This is a genomic window from Alkalibacterium sp., assembly GCF_046484155.1.
Taxonomy (GTDB): Bacteria; Bacillota; Bacilli; order Lactobacillales; family Carnobacteriaceae_A; genus Alkalibacterium.
On sequence record NZ_JAWOBT010000116.1, the window covers coordinates 1 to 5,546 of the forward strand.

General features: G+C 40.2%; 4 protein-coding genes. All 4 read right to left on the reverse strand.

All coding sequences use genetic code 11. From position 1 onward, the window contains the following. Positions 1 to 63: 63 nt before the first annotated feature. Entirely contained in the window at positions 64 to 822 is a 759-nt protein-coding gene (locus R6U02_RS08440; protein WP_410263173.1) for an ABC transporter ATP-binding protein, read from the reverse strand. A gap of 4 nt (positions 823 to 826) precedes the next feature. Further along, on the reverse strand, positions 827 to 3,145 hold the full coding sequence (locus tag R6U02_RS08445) for an ABC transporter permease (RefSeq protein ID WP_410263174.1): 2,319 nt from the start codon (positions 3,143 to 3,145) through the stop codon (positions 827 to 829). Positions 3,146 to 3,867: 722 nt separating this feature from the next. Beyond that, complete coding sequence (locus tag R6U02_RS08450) at positions 3,868 to 4,626, reverse strand: ThiF family adenylyltransferase (protein WP_410263175.1); 759 nt, start codon at positions 4,624 to 4,626, stop codon at positions 3,868 to 3,870. Next, positions 4,626 to 5,234 (reverse strand): N-acyl amino acid synthase FeeM domain-containing protein, encoded by a 609-nt coding sequence (locus tag R6U02_RS08455; RefSeq protein ID WP_410263176.1) that lies wholly within the window; start codon positions 5,232 to 5,234, stop codon positions 4,626 to 4,628. The genes R6U02_RS08450 and R6U02_RS08455 overlap by 1 nt, the downstream gene beginning before the upstream one ends. Between the last annotated feature and the right edge of the window lie 312 nt (positions 5,235 to 5,546).

Sequence of the window (5,546 nt, forward strand, 5' to 3'; positions counted from 1 at the left end):
TTTGGATATTGCCATTGCTTAACCTTAATCTTCTAAAAAGCCACATCCTGATCCACAGAGTTATCAAATTCCTGCTTTCAGCATTTCCGCCCTGATTTTTTCAATTCTCACTTCCAACTCTGAACCATCAAACTTGGGAAGATGCACTTCACTGACAAGCTTACCATCGATCATGAACAGGACACGCTCGCTTTGTGCCGCCACCATAGCATCATGAGTAACAAACATTATGGTGATACCTTCCCGATTAAGCTCCGAAAAGATCTCCATTATTTCCTGCGACGTTTTTGAGTTAAGCGCCCCGGTCGGTTCATCCCCAAAAACGATGCTAGGGCTGTTAATCAATGCGCGGCAGATTCCTGCTCGTTGAAGTTGTCCCCCGGAAACCTGAGTGATGTCGCGTTTATCCAATTCGCCAATACCCACTTTTTCCATCAGCGTTTTGGCTTTATCTGATACTTTTGATGCTTTCTTTCTATTATCACGCATTGAAGGTAGGACAATATTATCTAAGATATTCAGGTTCTTTAACATGGTCGGCTGCTGAAAAACAAACCCCATCCTGTTTCTCCTGAGATCGGCCATCTCTTTTTCGCTTAAGGTCGAAATATTCTGATCTTCAAATGTAACTTTTCCGGATTCAAAATTGTCCATACCACTGAGCGCAAAAATCAGAGTGGTTTTCCCAGATCCTGAAGGGCCCATGACCGCGACGAACTCTCCCTCATTGATTTCTACCGAGACTTCGTCAAGAACAGTCGTTTTCTCACTGCCCACACCGAAGGATTTGACTAGATTTTCAGCCATTATAATTTTTTTCATCAGACTACTCCTTAATGTTTTCTGAGATTTTGATTTGCCCTATGTCTGCTGTTCCGGCAACTGTGGCAATCATTACAAAACTTAACATCAGCATTGGGCTAAGCAGGTAAGATAAAACTGGATTGACTGTAAAAGAAAAAGAGGAAGCTCCAACATAAGCAATCGCCTGTCCGGCCAGTAATTGCCCCAAGGTATTTGCCAGCAGAGTGCCAGTGACCGCTCCCACGAGCAGGACAAATACTGCGCGTGACGCAAACTGCATCCTGATATCGCGGCTTGTATATCCAAAAGCCTTCATTACTGCAATAGCATAGCGCTCTTTGGCGACCAACATTTTCATGAACAGTAGGGTTACCAGCACACTTATGGATAAGGCAATGGCCGCAGCGGCATAAGCAGCTGTACCAACAGAATTTATGGTAGAGCCATAAGTCTGTAGAACATATTCATCAATGGCTGAAACCTTGGCAAAACCAAAGCTGTCTTGATATTCTTGCGCCTTGCTTTCGACAGTGGAAGCATCTGCCAGTTCTATATTGACGATGCTCCACATCGTTTCCGCTGTATCGTCGTCAAAAGCAGCTTTAGCCGTTTTCCCACCGTTTGTTACATCGGAATAAACGCCGCTGATTGTGAAGTCTTTTTCTGCGCCGTTTATAAGTAAAGTAATGGAATCACCTGCAACCTTTTCCAACTCCCTTGCATTGATCTCCGACAGGGAAACCTCGTCTTCGGCAACAGGTGCACTACCTTCAGCATATTCCAGGGGAAACTGCAGGTGGTCGCCAAGTTCTATTATGAGCCTTTCCGTCGAACCGTCTTCCATGATCACATCATATGTTTTGGTGGTCAGCAGAGCATAACTGTCTACGTCAGTATCTTTCCCTATCCGGTCTGCTACTTGAGCAGTCTTTTCAGCGATATTATCAGTCTGCTGGATATCGATACGCATATCGCTCCTGCCGATGCCCATGTAGGTAATAAAATCCTTTGAAGAAATGGTGTTGTAGAGGTTTTGCGGAACAATCATGATAAAGGCTGAAATGACTAGCACTGCGAGCATGGTGGCATAGAGACCTTTCCTGGCGAGGACATCCTTGACCCCGAGAAATATATTAGGATTAAAGAGCTTGTTCTCGCTGAGCAGCAACCGCTTCGAGGTATGGCTTTTCCCCCGAGCCGTACCGAAACGGATCGCTTCTGCAGCAGATATTTTCTTGAACCGCTTCAGTACTCTGTTAACGTAGATCATGATCGTCAAAGCTATAATAAATACGCCTAACGCTCCGAAGAGAGGGGCAAGCGAAGCACTGTCGCTTTCACCCATGAAAAGCCTGATGTTGACCAAAAGCAGATCTTTAAACAAGAAAGAAAGCGCGTAGCCGATTGCAGAACCGACCAAGGCAATAGCCGCATATTTCGCCAGATAAATCCTTTTGATATCAGATAAGCGCAAACCGATAGCCTTCATCACGCCAATCTCGCGGTAATCTTCTTCGATCTTTGCCAGCAGGGTAAACCTGATGGATACAAAAGCAATCAATACAACCATAATACTGACCAGCAGGATGACCGCAATCATCATTCCATCAGAAATTGAATTGATCAATCTAAAAAGAGGGTAGGTTATTGTCGGCCCGTTGGCTTCGAGTCCTGCGGCGTTATATTCAGATTCAAACGCTCCGAGGGCTGATAAATCGTCGAGCCTGAATTCAATCAGGTATTCGATGCTGCCCGAGCTCCTTAGCTCCTCGAAATCATTGTCACTAACCAGGAATCGCTTTGATGAAGAGAGCGTAGAATTCATTTGCGAATCCCGGAGAAAACCTGATACAGTGAACTCTTTGCCGCTAATCAAAGCCCTATCCCCAACCACAGCCAAACCCTCTCTCATGTAGTTGATCGGAACATAGAGCTCTCCATCTTCAGCAGTTATAATCTCGTCGTCAAGGTCCAAAAGATAATCAAATTTTTCACTCTGACTGGAGACACCGTTATCCTGGAGGCTTTGGGCAAGCGAGCTATCAGCTAAAACGATTCGAGCTCCTTCAAGATTAAGGAATTCCAGCACCTGAAATTCTTCAACAAATTCGCTTTCCTCGGCAAAGACATTCAGGCGCTCCATATCCAGTTCCCCAGCATGCATCTGCATAAAGTGTGGCGTTTCAGCCTTGGTCATCATGGAGTCAATCGCGCCTGTCAGATTGATGACCAGGATCATGGCCAGCGATACCAGCATAGCAGCGGCAGCAACAAAAAACACAGTGGTCAAAGTCACTGCTTTACTTTTTTGGAAGTCATTTTTGATCAACTTGTAGTACATAAGTCACCTCTCTATTCAAGCATTTCGACTGATTTACGTAATTATCTAAACCGTTAATACAAATCTCATATGGTTATGGCTTTCAAAGAATAATTCCTGCATATAGCCTTAATCGATCCATGTCCTATTTTCATCCTTGTAGCTTATGTCTATGTTTCAGTATGTATGGACTTAGATATACGCCCTATAAGAGCCATTGATAATATTGTTACTAGACATATTTGAAAAGATAGTGGGGGAAATTCTAGTTACCTGCCATAAGTCTGCCTTTGATTAATTCCATCTATTTATTGATTATATTATAGCACCTACTTTGTTTTAAGCACACCAAAATGGCCGACGTATCAAAACGAAATGCACCTATTCAACTCGGTGAGTTTTCCCCTTTCTATTTTCTTAGCTGTCATCTCTTTTAGTAAAAGCTTGAATCAAAAAACTAAGAATATAACTGTCAATAGAATTTCCTTTTATTAACCCCTGGGAGCTCATCCAAAAACCCATCAATCACCATGCTTCCACAAAATAAAAAAACCTGAAAACAACGTAAATACGTCATTTCCAGAGATTTCTATATTATTAACTAGTTAAACAGTACGACTGTCTTCACAGGAGTAGAGATGATGGTGTGTATAATTTTAAAAATAGAAGTAATTACCCATAGCGAAACTAACTTCCTTCTTCAGAAGTATCTTTATTTATTGAACGGGTTAATTAAATTATCTTTACTCAAATTGTAATTGAAAATATTCTGGAACGATCTGGGGTACTTTTCGGTCTAGTATATGTAAAACAAGTTTGGAAACAAGTACACCCGGCCCTATTGCCTGCCCTACGCTGATCGTTGGTATAGCACGGTCTTCAACCCATGATGCTATTTTTTCTTCTGTTGCGTATTCAGGAAGTTTTTGAGTATATTTCGAAGGTGGAAATGCTTGACCTTGTAATTCATCGATTGTTTTATTTTCCGGTATACCAACATATTCTTCAAGCTTTAATCCCACTGGGGAAAAGGTCATCACAGAAGTGCCGAAACCAAGCGCTACTGCAGTCGTCACAAACAAACTTTTCTGACGAGCCGCGCGATGGAGGGCGACAGATTCAGGAAATGCAAAATAATCGATAGCATCAATTACATAATCTGCTCCATCGACAAACGATGGTGCATTCTTTTCATTGACCCCTTCAAGATAACATTCGATCTCGATGTCGGGATTTATAGTAAGTAAATGATCTCTTAATGCTTCCGCTTTTCTCTGTCCAACCGTAAGATGTGTTGATGCACATTGTCGATTAATATTAGAAACATCAAAAACATCCGGATCTGCCAAGATTAATTTACCAATTCCCATACGAGCAAGTAATTCAGCAGAAAAGCCACCAATACAACCGCAGCCCGCTATAGCAATTGTTGTCTCATGAAGTTTTTGAACTTCTTCCTCTGTCATGATTCCTAAATTTCGAATAAATTGATCCTTAATCATTATTTTATTCCCTCCAGTAACTTTTCTTCATCTTCCACAAAATAGTCATATAATGTGGGACGTTTTTCCTTTAACGTTATAAGACATTCTGATAGATTCATCACACATGGAATCGTTTTCGATCCAAGATAAACATTTGGTTCACCTATTACCTCAAATGGAAATTTAAATATTCGTTGCATATATCTATATACTCTTTCATCGATACAACAAACCCAATGTGTAAGACCATTATTTAATGAATAACTTAAAACTGTTCTCATTAGGCCTAATCCCACATCATGTTTCGGCATCTTGGTAAATGCGCTGATTTCTGCATATTTATTGTTTTCAAGTCCTGCCAATTTCATTTTTTCAATATCAAAAATATTGAAATGTTTCATAGTTGGAAGATCATCCAATGACATAAAAATGAGCCTAGTGACTCCAACAACTTCTTTTAAATTAGCATTCTGAACAACAAAATAAGTTGAATAATCTTTGTAAAGATCATTCTCATTTTGTTTAAAAAAACCAACTTCTTTATAACGCTGATGATGCAATTCAATTGCTTCTTTACTTAGAGCTCCCTCTGCTTTTCCAAAAAAGTATTCTTCTTTGACATCCATTTTAACACACTCCCTTAAAACGTTTTTATCACTCTTCTATTAAACGTGAATTACCGATGAATTGAAAGCATTTCCTAACTTTTTTTTTCTTGATTTATAGTTATTTAGCCGAAAAAATGTTAAACTTTTATAGGCTAGTTATTTTAAAAATACAAAAATATAGGATGATAAACAGCATGCATAAAATCGCAACTGAAAAGGAACAATTATTACAAAAATTAATTACGAACTATCACAAGAATTTGAACGATCAAATTCTAAAAATCTCCCTGATTTACATCATGCTAAGTATCGGTTGGAATTCTATTTTCC

What these genes read in the sequence shown, in the direction of transcription:
- R6U02_RS08440 (WP_410263173.1), bottom strand. Translation starts at nt 822, where the DNA reads ATGAAAAAAATTATAATGGCTGAAAATCTAGTCAAATCCTTCGGTGTG.
- R6U02_RS08445 (WP_410263174.1), bottom strand. Translation starts at nt 3,145, where the DNA reads ATGTACTACAAGTTGATCAAAAATGACTTCCAAAAAAGTAAAGCAGTG.
- R6U02_RS08450 (WP_410263175.1), bottom strand. Translation starts at nt 4,626, where the DNA reads ATGATTAAGGATCAATTTATTCGAAATTTAGGAATCATGACAGAGGAA.
- R6U02_RS08455 (WP_410263176.1), bottom strand. Translation starts at nt 5,234, where the DNA reads ATGGATGTCAAAGAAGAATACTTTTTTGGAAAAGCAGAGGGAGCTCTA.